The sequence below is a fragment of the Actinotalea sp. genome (genome assembly GCF_035443605.1).
Lineage (GTDB): Bacteria > Actinomycetota > Actinomycetes > Actinomycetales > Cellulomonadaceae > Actinotalea.
Genome location: NZ_DAORSQ010000020.1, coordinates 13,697 through 29,235, shown reverse-complemented (window position 1 = coordinate 29,235; position 15,539 = coordinate 13,697). Strand labels below are relative to the sequence as shown.

General features: G+C 74.7%; 13 protein-coding genes. 7 read left to right on the top strand and 6 right to left on the bottom strand.

From position 1 onward, the window contains the following. The 3 genes from PKY62_RS03940 to PKY62_RS03930 all read left to right on the top strand — a co-directional run. The coding region (locus PKY62_RS03940; RefSeq protein WP_324535070.1) for a phosphoenolpyruvate carboxykinase domain-containing protein at positions 1 to 644 on the top strand (644 nt) is incomplete at its 5' end. 37 nt (positions 645 to 681) lie between these two features. Next, positions 682 to 1,656 (top strand): aldo/keto reductase, encoded by a 975-nt coding sequence (locus PKY62_RS03935; RefSeq protein WP_324535068.1) that lies wholly within the window; start codon positions 682 to 684, stop codon positions 1,654 to 1,656. Between the two features lie 65 nt (positions 1,657 to 1,721). Then, entirely contained in the window at positions 1,722 to 2,906 is a 1,185-nt protein-coding gene (locus PKY62_RS03930) for an Nramp family divalent metal transporter (RefSeq protein WP_324535066.1), read from the top strand. A 74-nt stretch (positions 2,907 to 2,980) separates the two neighbouring features. On the opposite strand, the gene PKY62_RS03925 is transcribed toward PKY62_RS03930, so the two are convergent. After that, a complete protein-coding gene (locus PKY62_RS03925) occupies positions 2,981 to 4,060 on the bottom strand; it encodes a DMT family transporter (RefSeq protein WP_324535064.1) in 1,080 nt (359 codons plus the stop codon). Positions 4,061 to 4,229: 169 nt separating this feature from the next. On the opposite strand from PKY62_RS03925, the gene PKY62_RS03920 reads away from it, so the two are divergent. Continuing rightward, on the top strand, positions 4,230 to 6,056 hold the full coding sequence (locus PKY62_RS03920) for a glycoside hydrolase family 13 protein (protein WP_324535062.1): 1,827 nt from the start codon (positions 4,230 to 4,232) through the stop codon (positions 6,054 to 6,056). 13 nt (positions 6,057 to 6,069) lie between these two features. Here PKY62_RS03920 and PKY62_RS03915 read toward each other — a convergent pair whose 3' ends face one another. The 5 genes from PKY62_RS03915 to PKY62_RS03895 all read right to left on the bottom strand — a co-directional run bounded on the left by PKY62_RS03915 (position 6,070) and on the right by PKY62_RS03895 (position 12,262). Next, positions 6,070 to 6,744, bottom strand: coding sequence for a response regulator (locus PKY62_RS03915; RefSeq protein ID WP_324535060.1), 675 nt, complete (start codon positions 6,742 to 6,744; stop codon positions 6,070 to 6,072). Continuing rightward, on the bottom strand, positions 6,741 to 8,078 hold the full coding sequence (locus tag PKY62_RS03910) for a sensor histidine kinase (RefSeq protein ID WP_324535058.1): 1,338 nt from the start codon (positions 8,076 to 8,078) through the stop codon (positions 6,741 to 6,743). Before PKY62_RS03910 ends, PKY62_RS03915 begins: the two co-directional genes overlap by 4 nt. Before the next feature lie 97 nt (positions 8,079 to 8,175). Continuing rightward, a complete protein-coding gene (locus PKY62_RS03905; protein ID WP_324535056.1) occupies positions 8,176 to 10,224 on the bottom strand; it encodes an APC family permease in 2,049 nt (682 codons plus the stop codon). Between the two features lie 132 nt (positions 10,225 to 10,356). Further along, positions 10,357 to 12,003, bottom strand: coding sequence for an ABC-F family ATP-binding cassette domain-containing protein (locus PKY62_RS03900; protein WP_324535054.1), 1,647 nt, complete (start codon positions 12,001 to 12,003; stop codon positions 10,357 to 10,359). Positions 12,004 to 12,007: 4 nt separating this feature from the next. Further along, on the bottom strand, positions 12,008 to 12,262 hold the full coding sequence (locus PKY62_RS03895) for a toxin-antitoxin system YwqK family antitoxin (RefSeq protein ID WP_324535051.1): 255 nt from the start codon (positions 12,260 to 12,262) through the stop codon (positions 12,008 to 12,010). 87 nt (positions 12,263 to 12,349) lie between these two features. Between PKY62_RS03895 and PKY62_RS03890 the strand changes: the two genes are divergently transcribed. The 3 genes from PKY62_RS03890 to PKY62_RS03880 are packed head-to-tail and all read left to right on the top strand — an operon-like array spanning position 12,350 to position 15,446. After that, on the top strand, positions 12,350 to 13,624 hold the full coding sequence (locus PKY62_RS03890; RefSeq protein ID WP_324535049.1) for an EAL and HDOD domain-containing protein: 1,275 nt from the start codon (positions 12,350 to 12,352) through the stop codon (positions 13,622 to 13,624). Further along, positions 13,621 to 14,325, top strand: coding sequence for a response regulator transcription factor (locus PKY62_RS03885; protein WP_324535047.1), 705 nt, complete (start codon positions 13,621 to 13,623; stop codon positions 14,323 to 14,325). Before PKY62_RS03890 ends, PKY62_RS03885 begins: the two co-directional genes overlap by 4 nt. After that, positions 14,325 to 15,446 (top strand): sensor histidine kinase, encoded by a 1,122-nt coding sequence (locus PKY62_RS03880; RefSeq protein ID WP_324535045.1) that lies wholly within the window; start codon positions 14,325 to 14,327, stop codon positions 15,444 to 15,446. The genes PKY62_RS03885 and PKY62_RS03880 overlap by 1 nt, the downstream gene beginning before the upstream one ends. The last annotated feature ends 93 nt before the right edge of the window (positions 15,447 to 15,539 follow it).

Genomic DNA, 15,539 nt, shown 5'->3' with positions numbered 1-15,539 from the left:
TGGGCAACGTCCCCAACGTCGCGGACGACTTCGACCGTCCGCAGGGCGTGCGGATCGACGCGATCATCTTCGGCGGGCGCACGCGGGACCGGGAGCCCCTCATCCGGGCGATCACCGACCTCGCCGAGGGCGTCTACGACGGTCTGACGCTCGGCGCGGAGGCGACGGCAGCCGCCGAGGGCGTCGAGGGCCACCTGCGGTACGACCCGATGTCGATGCGCCCGTTCCTGTCCTACGCCGAGGGCCCCTACGCCGCGCACTGGCTCAAGATCATCGGTGCGGCGCGGAAGCAGCCGATCTTCGCCCACGTCAACTGGTTCCAGCGCGACCCCCAGGACGGTCACTTCGCCTGGCCCGGCTACCGCGAGAACCTGCGCGCCCTGCTGTGGCTCATGCAGCTCGCGGAGGGCGAGGTCTCGGGGCGCGCCACCCCGGTGGGGATCATCCCGACGGAGGACGAGCTCGACCTCACGGGTCTCGACCTGCCGCAGGAGGACCTCGACCGGCTCCTGACGATCGACGTCCCGCGGTGGCGCCAGGAGATGGCGCACCGGCAGGAGCACCTCGAGCAGTTCGGCGACCTGCCGGAGGAGATCTGGGTGGCCCACCGCCGGGTGACCGAGGCGCTGGAGGCCGAGGACTGACGGGGCGCCGACGCGCCCCTGCGCCTAGGGTGCGCACATGACCACCCCCGCATCCGCACCGCGGTACCCGCACCTGCGACGCCTGGGCCGCAGCGGCCTCGACGTGACCCCCGTGTGCGTCGGCGGGTCGCCGCTGGGCAGCATGCCGCAGCTCTACGGGCACGAGGTCTCCGACGACGCGGCGATCGCGACCGTGCTCCGCACGTTCGCGGGCCCGTTCAACTTCCTCGACACCTCGAACAACTACGGCGACGGCGCCAGCGAGCGACGCATCGGCGCCGCGATCGTCGCGCACGGCGGGCTGCCCGAGGGGTTCGTGCTCGCCACCAAGGTGGACCGGGACGCCCGGACGGGCGACTTCTCCGGCGCCCGGGTGCGGGCATCGGTGCACGAGAGCCTCGAGCGGCTGGGGGTCGACCGGTTCGACCTGCTCTACCTGCACGACCCCGAGGCGATGTCCTTCGAGGCGGGGATGGTTCCCGGCGGGGCGTTCGACACGATGGTCGCCCTGCGCGAGGAGGGCGTCGCCGGGGCCATCGGCGTGGCCGGCGGGCTGGTGAGCCTCATCCGCCGCTACGTCGAGACCGACGCGTTCGACGTGCTGCTCACCCACAACCGGTACACGCTGCTCGACCGGTCAGCCGCCGGGCTCATCGACGCCGCCGTCGCGCGTGGCATGGGTGTGGTCAACGCAGCGCCGTACGGCGGCGGCATGCTCGCCAAGGGCCCGGCCGAGCGTCCCCTCTACGCCTACGGCGGCGGCCGGTCGAGCATGGCCGACGTCGCTGCCCGGATGGAGGAGGCCTGCGCCCGGCACGGCGTGCCGCTCGCCGCGGCCGCCCTCCTGTTCTCCACGCGGGACCCGCGCATCCACTCCACGGTCGTGGGCGTGTCCTCCCCGGAGCGGCTGGACCAGACGCAGGCCCTGCTGGCCCACGACGTGCCGGCCGAGCTGTGGGAGCGCCTCGAGGAGCTCGCGCCCGAGGCGGAGCACTGGCTCCCCGAGGCCTGAGCGGGCACCGTCGAGCGGCGCACGGCCCGCCGGCGCCCGCGGGCCGGGCCCGCCTCGTCCCGCTCATGGGGCCGGCCTTCGTCGCCGCCATCGCGTACGTCGACCCGGGCAACGTCGCGGCCAACCTCACGGCCGGCTCCCGGTACGGGTTCCTGCTCGTGTGGGTGCTCGTCACGGCCAACCTCATGGCGGTGCTGGTGCAGTACCAGTCGGCGCGGCTGGGCCTGGTCACCGGGCGCACCCTGCCGGAGCTCCTCGGCGACCGGCTCAACCGCCCCGCCCGGCTCGCCTTCTGGGCCCAGGCCGAGGTGGTCGCGGCGGCGACGGACCTCGCGGAGGTGATCGGCGGGGCGATCGCCCTGCACCTGCTGTTCGGTACGCCCCTGCTGATCGGTGGGCTGGCCGTCGGCGCGCTGTCCATGCTGCTGCTCGTGGTGCAGGACCGCGCCGGGCAGCGCTCCTTCGAGGCCGTCGTCATCGGCCTGCTCGCGGTCATCACGGTGGGGTTCGTCTCGGGGCTGGCTGTCCACCCGCCCACCGCGGCCGACGTCGCCTCGGGGCTCGTGCCGCGCTTCGCCGGGACGGACAGCGTGCTGCTGGCCACGAGCATGCTGGGCGCCACCGTGATGCCGCACGCGATCTACGTCCACTCCGCCCTGGCCCGTGACCGGCACGGCCGCCCGCACCCCGGGCACCAGCGCGCGCACCTGCTGCGTGTGACGCGGTGGGACGTGCTCGCGGCGCTGGGCGTGGCCGGGCTGGTCAACATCGCCATGCTGCTGCTCGCGGCAACGAGCCTGCGCGGCGTGCCCGGCACCGACACGATCGAGGGCGCCCACGCGGCCGTCGTCGAGGCGCTGGGACCCGGGATCGGGGTCGCGTTCGCGGTCGGCCTGCTCGCCTCGGGCCTGGCCTCGACGTCCGTGGGGTGCTACGCCGGCGCCGCGATCATGCAGGGGCTGCTCCGGCGCCAGGTGCCCCTGCTCGTGCGACGCGCCCTCACGCTCGCACCGGCGCTCGCGCTGCTCGCCGCAGGGGTGGACCCGACGTGGGCACTCGTCCTCAGCCAGGTGGTGCTCAGCTTCGGCATCCCGTTCGCCCTCGTCGCGCTGCTGCGGCTGACCAGCGACCCGGTGGTCATGGGCGGCGCCCAGGTGCGCCGTGGCCCGCGCTGGGCGATGGGCGGGGTGGTCGCCGTGGTCACCACGCTCAACCTCGCGCTCATCGGGCTCACGGTCGCCGGGGCGTGACCGTACGGCCAGGGCGATGGGCCGGCGCGGAGGCCGGGCGGCCGGGGCGGGGCGCCCGGCCGCGCGCGGCACCGTCAGTGCTCGTGGCGGTGGTGCAGGTCCGGTACGTGGGGGTGGCTGTGCTCCAGCCGTTCATGCGTGTGCGGGTGCTGGTGCCGCCCGCGGAAGCCGGGCGGCGCCTGGCCGGGCAGGTGCTCGTGGTCGTGGTGACCGTCGTCGTGACGGTGCTCGTGGTCGTGCACGATCGGCTCGTGGACGTGCTCGTGGTCGTGCTCGGACCGCGCCACGAGGGCGACCCCCGCCGCCGCGACGACCAGGGCGAGCGCGGTGGCCGGGACCACGGGCTCGGCGAAGACGGTCCAGGCGAGGACCACGCCGAGGAAGGGCGCCGTGGCGAAGACCACCTGCGCCCTGGCCGCCCCCAGGTCCCTGGCGCCGGCGACCCACAACGTGATGGAGACCCCGTAGCCCAGCACCCCGACGAGGAGCGCACCGGCGACGGCTCCCCACGACGGCGGCGAGGCGAGGCTCAGGCCGATCGTCGTGTTGACCGCGCCCGCCACGAGCCCCTTGACCAGGGTGATGTGCGCCGGGGCGAGCTCGTCCAGCGCGGCGGTGACGCTGTTGTCGACCGCCCAGCACAGGCACGCCCCGGCGATGAGGGCAGCGCCCAGGCGCAGGTCCGACGTCGCGCCGGGACCCGCGAGCACCACGCTCGCGACGGCGACCAGCACGGCACCGAGTGCCACCCGTGGTCCGATGTGCTCGCGGAACACGGTCGCGGCGAGCAGCACGGTGAAGGCGAGCTCGAGGTTGAGCAGCAGCGAGGCGTTGGCGGCCGAGGCGTGCTGGAGGCCCAGCGCCAGCAGCACGGGGCCGACCGCCCCGCCCAGCACCACGGCGGTCGCCAGGCGCCCGGCGCCCCGCCGCACCGACGCCAGGTCGGGGCGGCGTCGCGCGACCACGGGGAGCACACCGAGGGCCGCACCGAGGTAGAGCAGCCCGGCCAGCGTGAAGGCGTTGGTCTCGCGCGCGAGCTGCGCGGCGAACGGGGTCGACGCACCGAACAGCAGCGCCGCGAGGCCAGCCCGGACGATGCCCCTACGCACGGTCGCCGTCGCGGTGGACGGGCCCAGCGGCGCGCCGGGATCCACCGGTGGTGGTCGGGATCGCACGGAGCAGGGTCACCGCACGATGCTAGGCCGAAAGGATCGGCGCGACGCACCGTCGCGCGCGGGCCCGCGCTCCCGGCGGGCGCCGTGCTGGACCTCCTGAGACGGCCGATGGTTCGATGGGCGGACCGGCACCGACGCGAGGGACCGCATGCGCACAGACCTGTGGGACCAGCCCCACCACGACGGCTCGAGCACCTACGTCGGCGACCTGGCACCCGCGCTGGGTGACACGGTCGCCGTGCTGCTGCGGGTGCCGCGCGCCAGTGGCGTGACCCGCGCCCTGCTGCGCGTCTACGTCGACGGAGAGCAGGCCCTGTCCGCCACGACGGTGCACCGTGAGGACGAGCACGAGGTGTGGCTGCGGGGCGAGGTCCGGGTCGGCAACCCGGTCACCGCCTACCGCTGGCTGCTCGACGGCGGGCCGGACGGCTACCAGTGGCTCAACGGCACGGGTCTGCACCCCCATGACGTCACGGACGCCGACGACTTCCGGGTCTCCACGCACCCCGCCCCACCGGCCTGGGCGGCCGATGCCGTGGTCTACCAGATCTTCCCCGACCGGTTCGCCCGGTCCACCCGCCGCCCGGTGCCGGACTGGGCAACCCCGGCCGCGTGGGGGGATCCCGTCGTCGGGTCGGGTCCGGTGACGCCGTACCAGCTGTACGGCGGGGACCTCGACGGGGTCGCGGCCCATCTCGACCACATCGCCGGGCTCGGCGCGACGGTCGTCTACCTCACGCCGTTCTTCCCCGCCCGGTCCAACCACCGCTACGACGCCTCGAGCTTCGACCACGTCGATCCGCTGCTGGGTGGCGACGAGGCACTGGCTCGCCTCGCCGACGCGGTCCATGCGCGCGGTATGCGGCTGCTCGGTGACCTGACCACCAACCACTGCGGCGACGCGCACGAGTGGTTCACCGCCGCCGTCGCCGACGCGGACGCCCCCGAGGCCGACTTCTTCGTCTTCACCGACCACCCGCACGAGTACGTCTGCTGGTTCGACCACCCCTCCCTGCCGAAGCTGGACCACCGGAGCCCGGAGCTGCGGCGCCGGCTCTACGAGGGCCCCGGGTCGGTGGTCGCCCGGTGGCTCGGCCCGCACGGGCTGGACGGGTGGCGGATCGACGTCGCCAACATGACCGGCCGGCTCGGCGCCGTCGACCTCAACCACGAGGTCGCCACCACCCTGCGCGCCACGATGATGCAGGCCGACCCGGAGTCGCTGCTGCTCGCGGAGCACTCGCACGACGCATCCGACTCCCTGGCGGGCGACGGCTGGCACGGCGTCATGAGCTACGCCGGGTTCACCCGGCCCGTGTGGCAGTGGCTCACAGCCCCCGGCCCCGTCGCCTTCGACCCCGGTCCCTTCACCGCGATCCCGCGGGTGTCCGGCACGGGCGTCGTCGCGGCGATGCGCGCGTTCGCCGCGGCGGCGCCGTGGCGTTCGACCGCGCACGGCCTGACGCTCGTGGGGTCGCACGACACCATGCGGATCGCGACGATGTTCCCCGACCCGCGCGTCGTGACGGTCGCCTTCGGGCTGCTGGCCACCCTGCCGGGCATCCCCATGCTGTGGGCCGGCGACGAGATCGGCACCGCCGGCGTCAACGGTGAGGACGGCAGGCGGCCGTTCCCGTGGGACGCCCCCGAGACCTGGGACCACGCCCGGCTCGCCACGACCCGCGCCCTCGTGGCGGCGCGGACCGGGAGCACGGCCCTGCGCCACGGCGGCCTGCGCTGGCTCGTCGTGCAGGACGACGCCCTGACCTTCCTGCGCGAGGCGCCGGAAGAGACCGTCCTGGTGCACGCCGCCCGGGCCGACCACTCCCCCGTCCGCCTGCCCCGGCACGTCGCAGGGCGGCACCTCGTGGGCCTCGCCGGCACGCCCGACCTGCGCGCGGACGACGAGGGGTACGTGACCCTCCCGCCCGGCGGACCGGCGGTCGGGATCTGGCGCTGCGCGGTGGAGGGCTGATCCCCCGCAGGCGTCACCGCTCGAAGCGGTAGCCGATGCCTGGCTCGGTGACGAGGTGCACCGGCCGGGCGGGGTCACGCTCGAGCTTGCGCCGCAGCTGCGCGAGGTAGACCCGCAGGTAGTTGGTCTGGTCCTCGTACGCCGGACCCCACACCTCGCGGAGCAGCTGCGCCTGGGTGACGAGCTTGCCCGGGTTGCGGACCAGCAGCTCGAGCACGTGCCACTCCGTCGGGGTGAGCCGCACGGCCGCGCCGTCGCGCAGCACCCGTCTGGCCGCGAGGTCGACCGTGAACCCGGCGGCATGGACCACGGGCTCCTCGGGGTCCGGTGCGGCCCGGCGCAGGGCGGCACGGACGCGAGCGAGCAGCTCGTCCATCCCGAACGGCTTGGTCACGTAGTCGTCGGCACCGGCATCGAGCGCATCGACCTTGGCCGACTGGGTGTCGCGCGCCGACAGCACGATGATCGGCACGGCGGTCCAGCCGCGCAGGCCCGCGACCACCTCGACACCGTCCATGTCCGGCAGCCCGAGGTCGAGGATGACGAGGTCGGGCACGGTGCTGGCGGCCCGGCGCAGGGCGCTCGCACCGTCCGCCGCCGTCTCGACGTCGATGTGCCGCGCCCGGAGGTTGATCGCCAGGGCCCGGAGCAGGGTCGGGTCGTCGTCGACGACGAGGATGCGGGTCATGCGCGGGTCACCGGCGGCACCACCGGGAGGGTCAGGCGCATCGTCAACCCGCCACCGGGGGTCTCCTCGGGCTCCACGGCGATCCCCATCGCCGAGCAGAAGCCCTGCACGATCGCCAGCCCGAGCCCCGCTCCGGCGGTCGACGTACGGTCCCCGAGACGCTGGAACGGCGCGAACATCGCCGACCAGAGCTCTGCTGGCACACCCGGGCCGCGGTCGACGACGCGCAGCTCGACCTGACCTCCGACGAGCCCGGCGCTCAGGACCACCGGACGACCCGGCGGGCTGTGCCGCAGCGCGTTGTCGAGCAGGTTGGCCACCACGCGCTCGAGCAGACCGGCATCGGCCAGCACCAGGGGCAGGCTGTCCGGGACGTCGAGGACCACGGACCCGGTGGCGACGTCCAGGAGTGCCCGCGAGGCGATCTCGTCGACGGCGACCGGGCTCGGCCGGGCCGTGACCGCCCCCACCTGGATGCGCGTCATGTCGAGGATGTTCGCGATGAGGTCGCCGAGCCGGTCTGCCGAGTCCTCGATCGTCGCCAACAGCTCCGCCTGCTCCTGCGGCGCCCACGCGACGTCGTCCTGCCGCAGGCTGCTCACGGCGGCCTTGAGCCCGGCGAGGGGCGTGCGCAGGTCGTGGCCCACGGCGGCGAGCAGGGCCGAGCGGACGCGATCGGCCTCCGCGAGCTGGCCCGCCTGGGCGGCGAGGTGCTGGCTCTCCCACGCGCGGGCCGCCGCGGCAGCCAGACGCTCGAGGACGGAACGGTCCTCGGCGAAGAGGAGCGGGCCGTGCGCGACGAGCTCGAGCTCTGCGCTCGCCGGCACGCGGATGCTCGGCTCGCCCTCGACGGCCGGGCCGACGCCGGCGACGACACCGGCCTCGCCCGAGCTCCCCGTCCGCACGAGGGCTGCCGAGGACATCCCGAACGTCGAGCGGACCTGCTCGAGCAGCCGCGGCAGGTCGAGCTCCGACACGGGCCGGGCCGCCATCTGGGAGAGGATCTCGATCTCGACCTGGCCGCGCGCCGCCCGTGCCCGGTCCCGAGCCGCGAGGTCCACCGTGATGCTCACCACGAGCGAGACGACGGCGAAGACGACGAGCTCGACGACGGCGTCGCGGCTCTCGATGAACAGCGTGTGGAACGGCGGGATGAGGAACCAGTTGGCGGTGAGCACCGCTGCGGCCGCTGCCAGCACCCCGGGCAGCAGCCCACCGATCGCCGCGACGAGGACCACCGAGAGCAGGTAGAGGAGCAGCACGCTGCCCAGGGCGAGGGTGTCGCCCGTGGCCACCAGCGCGACGGTGAGCAGCGGCACGGCGGTGACCCCCACGGCCAGGCCCCACGTGCGCCTCCCGGCAGACAGGCCCGCCGCCGGGTGCGGGAGCCCTCGAGCGACCGATCGACGGGCTGGCATCAGCTCCACGGGCTCAGCGTCGCACGCCCACGGTCGTCACGGTGTCGTCCGCGCCCTCGACGCCGCGACGCGCGGTCGTCCGCCGCGGCAGGCCGGTGACGCGGGGGCCGCCGGCAGACGTGGCCGCGCGCGCGGGCGCCGTCGGCGGGGCGTCGTGCCCGAACCGCCAGGGAACGCTGATCACCATGACGCCCGGCTGGAAGAGCAGCCGCGCCTTGAGTCGCAGGGCGCTCTGGTTGTGCAGCAGCTGCTCCCACCAGTGCTCGACGACGTACTCCGGGATGTAGACCGCCACGACGTCGCGCGGACCCTGGCGCCGGAACTCGGCGATGTAGTCGACGGCCGGCCGGGTGATGTCGCGGAAGGGCGAGTCGACCAGCGTCAGCGGCACCGGGACGCCCCGAGCCTCCCACTCGTCGACCAGCCGCTGGGTGGCCTCGGGACTCGTCCGGATGGTCAGGGCGGTCAGCGTGGAGGGTCGCGAGGCGCGGGCGTACGAGAGTGCGCGCAGCGCCGGGGTGGTCAGCCGGGACACCAGGACGACGGCGTGCACCCGGCTGGGCAGCGGGACGCCGTCTGGCGTCGGGGTGACCTCCGCGTCCACCCGTGCGTAGTGCCGGGAGATCAGGCGCATGGTCAGGTACAGCACGGGCATCGCCAGCACCACCAGGTAGGCGCCGTGGCTGAACTTGGAGACCAGGACGATGACCAGCACCACCGTGGTGAGGACCGCACCGAAGCCGTTGATCGCGCGTGCGCGGTGGAGCGCGTGCCGCGGGGTGTCGGGGTCCTCGCGCAGGGCACGGGTCCAGTGCCGGACCATCCCCGCCTGGCTCAGCGTGAACGAGACGAAGACGCCGAGGATGTAGAGCTGGATGAGCCGGGTCGGGCTCGCGTCGAACGCCGCGAGCAGCCCGGCGGCCGCAGCCGACAGGATGATGATCCCGTTGGAGAAGACGAGCCGGTCCCCGCGGCGGGAGAGCTGGCGCGGCAGGAAGCCGTCCTGGCCGAGGATCGACGCCAGGATCGGGAACCCGTTGTACGCCGTGTTCGCCGCCAGCACGAGGACGAGGGTCGTGAAGACCTGGACCGCGTAGAAGCCCGGGGTGTTGAGGCCGAAGACCGCGCCCGCGACCTGTGCGATGACGGTGCGCTGGGTGTAGCCCTCCGGTGCGCCGACGAGGTGGCTCACGTCCTCCGCGACGTGCACGCCGGAGGCCAGCGCCAGGAACGTCAGCCCCACGAACATCGTCACCGTGAGGCCCGCCATGATCGCCAGGGTGGCGGCCGCGTTGCCCGCCTTGGGCCGCCGGAAGCTGGGGACGCCGTTGCTCACCGCCTCGACGCCGGTCAGCGCGGTGCAGCCCGAGGCGAAGGAGCGCAGGACGACCGCGGCGAGCGCGAGCCCGACGAGCGCGTCGGTCCCGGGGTCGATGGTGAACGCCGCCGACTCGGCGACCGGCGCGTGCCCCGTCAGCGTGCGCGCGACGCCGATGGCCAGCATGCTGAACACCGCCACCACGAAGCCGTAGGTGGGCACGGCGAACGCCCTGCCGGACTCCTTGACCCCGCGCAGGTTGGCCAGGGTCAGCACCGCGACGAGCCCGATCGAGATCTCCACCGCGTACGGGGAGAGCCCGGGGAACGCCGAGACGAGGTTGGACACCCCGGCGGCGATCGAGACCGCGACGGTCAGCACGTAGTCGATGAGCAGCGCGGCCGCGGCGACCAGGGCGGCTCGCTGGCCCAGGTTCGCGCGGCTCACCGCGTAGGCGCCGCCACCGCTCGGGTACGCATGGCACGTCTGGCGGTACGACACGACGACGGTGACCAGGAGGACGACCACCGCGGCAGCGACCCACGGGGTGAGGTGCAGCAGCGCGAGGCCGCCGACGGAGAGCACGAGGAGGATCTCCTCCGTCGCGTAGGCGTTCGAGGAGAGCGGGTCCGAGCAGAACACCGGCAGGGCCAGCCACTTCGGCAGCAGCGTCTCGCCCATCTGCTCTGAGGAGAGCGGACGGCCGACGAGCAGCCGCTTGGGCAGGGAGACGTAGCCGGACATGAGTCCAGCGAACCCCGACTGTCGGGTGGGAGGCCGCGGTCTTGACGCTTCCCTGACGCCGCCCGTCGCGGTCTTGACGCCCCGACCCCACCGGACCGTCGCCCCGACGTCCCGGCCGCCGCCGTGCCGCCGTCAGTCGGGCGTGACCTCCGTGACGGCTCCGTCCTCGACGTGCCAGCGACGCGTGAGCCGGACGGTCTCGAGCATCCGGCGGTCGTGCGTCACGAGCAGGATCGTGCCGTCGAACGTGTCGAGCGCCGCCTCGAGCTGCTCGATCGCCGGCAGGTCGAGGTGGTTGGTCGGCTCGTCGAGCACGAGGAGGTTGACGCCCCTCGCCTGGAGCAGGGCGAGCGCGGCGCGGGTGCGCTCCCCCGGCGACAGGGACGCGGCCGTCCGCCCGATGTGGTGGCCGCCGAGCCCGAACTTGGCCAGCAGCGTGCGCACGTCGGCCGTGGGCCAGTCGGGCACCTGCCGCGCGAAGGCCGTGACCATCGGCTCGTCGCCCTCGAAGGCGCGCCGTGCCTGGTCGACCTCGCCGACGAGCACCCCGGACCCGAGGTCCACCGACCCGGCGGTCGGCGCGAGCCGCCCGAGCAGCAGGGCGAGGAGCGTCGACTTGCCCGCGCCGTTGGGCCCGGTGACCGCCACCCGGTCTCGCCACGCGAGCTGCAGGTCCACCGGTCCGAGCACGAACGGCCCGCGCTCCACCGTCGCAGCGTGCGCGACGGCCACCACGGCCCCGGACCGCTGCGCGGTCGCGATGGTCATCTGCAGCTGCCACTCCTTGCGCGGCTCCTCGACGACCTCGAGGCGGCTGATGAGCCGCTCCGTCTGCCGGGCCTTCGCCGCCTGCTTCTCCGAGGCGTCGGCACGGAACTTGCGGCCGATCTTGTCGTTGTCCCCTGACTTCCGGCGGGCGTTCTTCACACCCTTGTCCATCCAGGCCCGCTGCATCCGCGCGCGGGCCGAGAGCGCGTCCAGCCGCGAGGAGTACCCCTCGTAGGCCTCGCGGGCCCGTCGGCGCTCGATCGAGCGCTCGTCGAGGTAGGCGTCGTAGGTGCCGCCGTAGGTGATGACGCGCTGCAGGCTGCGGTCGATCTCGACCACGGAGGTCACCGTGCGGCTGAGGAACTCCCGGTCGTGGCTCACCACGACGATCGGCGCCTCGGACCGCACCACGAAGTCCTCGAGCACGTCGAGGCCCGCGGCGTCGAGGTCGTTGGTCGGCTCGTCGAGCAGGTAGAGGTCGTAGCGCGAGAGCAGCAGCGCGGCAAGGCCCACCCGGGCCGCCTGCCCGCCGGACAGCGCCGTCATGGGGTGGTCGAGGTCGACCGTCAGCCCGAGGTCGTCCGCGACCGCCCCCAGGCGCGACTCGAGGTCTCCGCCCCCCAGGGCGAGCCAGCGCTCCAGGGCGTCGCCGAACGTGTCGTCGCCACCCGGGTCCCCGGCGGCGAGCCCCTCGGAGGCCGCGTCGAGCGCGTCCTGCGCCGGCGCGACGCCCGTGCGGCGCTCGAGGTGGGCCCGCACGGACTCGCCGTCGCGGCGCTCGATCTCCTGGGCGAGGAAGCCCAGCCGGGCGTGCTGGGGCGAGACGGCCACGCTGCCGCCGTCCGGGGCACGCAGGCCGCCGAGGATGCGCAGGAAGGTCGACTTGCCTGCGCCGTTGGGCCCGACCAGTCCCACCACGTCGCCGGGCGCGACGACGAGGTCGACCCCCGCGAACAGCGTGCGGTCACCGAAGCCCGCCCCCACACCCCTGGCCTGCACGGTCGCCGTCACACGGTCATTGTCCGGTATCGGCGACCGGCTTCCTCGTCGTGACCTTGTAGACCCGGCCCTGGCGGTCGTAGGTGGTCCACTCGCCCACGGTCTCGCCCGCCGCGAAGTGCCCCGAGCGCATCAGGGTGCCGTCGAGCCGGAACCACACCCAGTACCCCTCGGCCAGCCCACCGCGCAGGGTGCCCCTGGCGCGGACGCTGCCGTCACGGTGGAGCTCGACGTGCTCGCCGTCCTCGGCGCTCGTCTCCTCGGTGGGCATGGTGCACTCCGTCCTGTCGGGTGTCGACCCAGGCTAGGGACGCCCCCTGTCGCTCACAACCGGGGCGCCCCGGCCGATCGGTCGGGCGTGAAGCCTCTCGCTCCCTCGGTCGCGCGGGTGCATGTCGGCCGCCAGCCGCTGTTCGACGACGCCCGCGTCGTCCGCGCGTACGAGCTGCTCTTCCGGTCCCAGGCCGCCAGCACGGCCGCCGGTGGCGACCCCGGCGACGCCGCGACGACGACGGTCATCCTCAACACCTTCACGGCGTTCGGCCTCGAGGCGCTGGTCGGCGACGGGCGGGCCTTCGTCAACCTCACGCGTCCGTTCATCGTCGGCGAGCTGCCCGTGCCGTTCGCCCCGACCAACGCCGTGCTCGAGCTGCTCGAGACCGTGCCCGTCGACGACGACGTGGTCGCCGGCGTGCGCCGCCTCAGGTCCGCCGGGTTCGCGGTCGCCCTGGACGACTTCCTCTGGTCCCAGCAGGACCGGCTGCGCCTGCTGGGCGAGGTGGACGTCGTCAAGGTGGACATCAGCCAGGTCCCCCACGGCGAGCTCGCCGACACCGTCGAGCGCCTGCGCGCCCACGACGTCGAGCTGGTGGCGGAGCGCGTGGAGGACGCGGAGGACCTGGAACGGTGCCGGGCGCTCGGCTTCGAGCTCTTCCAGGGCTACCACCTGCTGCGCCCGGAGACCCTGTCCGCCACCGCGCTCAACCCGGACCGCCTGGCCGGTCTCGAGCTGCTCCGTCGCCTCGCCGAGCCAGACCTGTCGATGCTCGACATCGAGCGGCTCGTCCAGCGCGACGCGGCCCTGACCTACCGCGTGCTCGCAGCCACCAACGCGGCCGCGACCGGCAGCAGACGACGGCTGGAGTCGGTGCGCGACGCGCTCGTCATGCTCGGCACGCAGCGGCTGCAGGCCTGGGTGATGCTGCTCGTCGCGTCCGACGCCGGCGCCGGACGCGAGGCCCAGCTGACGGCAGCCGTGACCCGCGCCCGCACGTGCGAGCTGCTGGCCCCCGCGCGGGGCGTCCGGCCCGACGTCGCCTTCACCGCCGGCCTGGTGAGCAGGCTGGACATCGTCCTGGGAGTCGGCACGGGCGAGCTGCTGGAGCTGCTCCACCTCTCGGACGAGCTGCACCGGGCCCTGGTCGAGGGCGCGGGACCGCTCGGCGAGCTCCTCACCGCCGTGCGGCACTGCGAGGGCGACGGCTCCCCGGTGGGACCCGGCCTCGTCGGGGAGGACGTCGCGGCGGCCTGCGTCGCCGCCATGGCGTGGGCGACTGCCGCCGTTCCCGAGCCGACGGTGCCACGCGGGCCACACGGGCCCCGCGTGCCCGGTGGCCGCACAATGGCCGGGTGAACCCGACCCCGCCGACCCGCCGCGCCCTCGTCGTGGACGACGAGCGCGACCTGGCCCGGCTCGTCGGGGGCTACCTCGAGCGCGACGGCTTCGAGGTGCACCTCGCGTTCGACGGCCCCGAGGCGCTCGCCACGGCCCGCGCGGTGGACCCCGACGTGGTCGTCCTCGACCTCGGGCTGCCCGGGCTCGACGGGGTCGAGGTCTGCCGCACCCTGCGGACCTTCTCGGACTGCTACGTCGTCATGCTCACGGCGCGAGCAGCCGAGCGCGACACCCTCATCGGGCTCGCCGTCGGCGCAGACGACTACCTCACCAAACCCTTCAGCCCGCGCGAGCTGGTCGCCCGCGTGCACGTCATGCTGCGCCGCCCGCGCGCGGGCGAGCCGGTCGCCGAGGCCGCGCCGCTGGCGTTCGGCGCCCTGAGGCTGGACCTGGCCGGGCGCGAGGTCCACGTCGACGGCGTCGCCGTGGACCTCACCCGCACCGAGTTCGACGTGCTCGCGGCCCTGGCCGCCCGCCCACGGGCAGCCCTGAGCCGCAGCGACCTCATCGAGGCGGTCTGGGGCCCGGGCTGGGTGGGCGACGAGCACCTCGTCGACGTGCACGTGCTGCACGTGCGGCGCAAGCTCGGCGACACCGCCGAGGCCCAGCGCTTCGTGCGCACCGTGCGCGGCGTCGGCTACCGCATGGGCCAGGGCTGATGGCCCCCGCCGTGCGCGGCCTCGGGCTGACGGGCCGCCTCACCGCGGGGATCGCCGCCGTCGTGGCGACCGCCGGGCTCACCGCATGGCTCGTCGCGGGCGCCGTCGGGCCGGCGATCTTCCGGCAGCACATGGAGCTGGCCGGCAGGGGTGACGACCCGGCCGCCACCCTGCACGCCGCCGAGGCCTTCCGCTCGGCCAGCGCACTGGCGCTCGGCCTGGCCCTGACGGTCGCCGTCGTCGCGTCGCTCGGGGTCAGCCTCGTCCTGACGCGCAGGATCGGCCGCTCGCTCGGCACCCTGTCGGCCGCGGCGACGCGTGTGGCGGGGGGCGGCTTCACCGAGCGGGTCGCGAGCCCAGGGCTCGGGCCCGACTTCGACGCCCTCGCCGAGGCCTTCAACGACATGGCCGCGCGGCTGGCCCGGAGCGAGGACCTGCGCCGGCGGCTGCTCGACGACGTCGCCCACGAGCTGCGTACCCCCGTCGCGACGCTCACGGCGTACCTCGAGGGCCTCGAGGACGGGGTCGAGCACCTGACTCCGCAGACCGTCACCGTGCTGCGCGCGCAGGGGTCCCGCCTCGCGCGGCTCGCCGACGACCTCGCGGCGGTCACCCGGGCGCAGGGTCACGATGCCGAGCTGCGGCTCCGCACGGCGGCCCCGCTCGAGCTCCTGACGGCTGCGGCCCGCGCGGCGGCGGACCGGTGCGCCGCGCAGCGGGTCGCGCTGCGCGTGTCGGCGGATCCGGACGTCCCCGCGGTCGCGGTGGACCCGGACCGGATGGCCCAGGTGCTGGGCAACCTCCTCGACAACGCGCTGCGGCACACCCCGCCCGGTGGCGAGGTGCGCCTCGAGGCGCTCGAGCGCGCGCACGACGTCGTGCTGCGGGTCGCCGACACCGGCGAGGGGATCCCGGCCGAGCACCTCGACCACGTCTTCGAGCGGTTCTACCGGGTGGACACCGCGCGGGACCGCGCCGGCGGCGGCTCGGGCATCGGCCTGGCGATCGCCCGCGCGCTGGTCGAGGCGCACGGCGGGACGGTGACGGCCGCCAGCGCCGGGGCCGGCCGGGGCACGACCGTCGAGATCGTGCTGCCCGCTGCGCCGCCCGGCGCTCCATGAAGACTCGCTGAAGATCCGGCCGCGCGGGCCCCGGGACCTGTCGCACGGCCGGAGCCGTGCCTAGAGTCGTCAGGTGCGCCGCGTGGCGCCCCC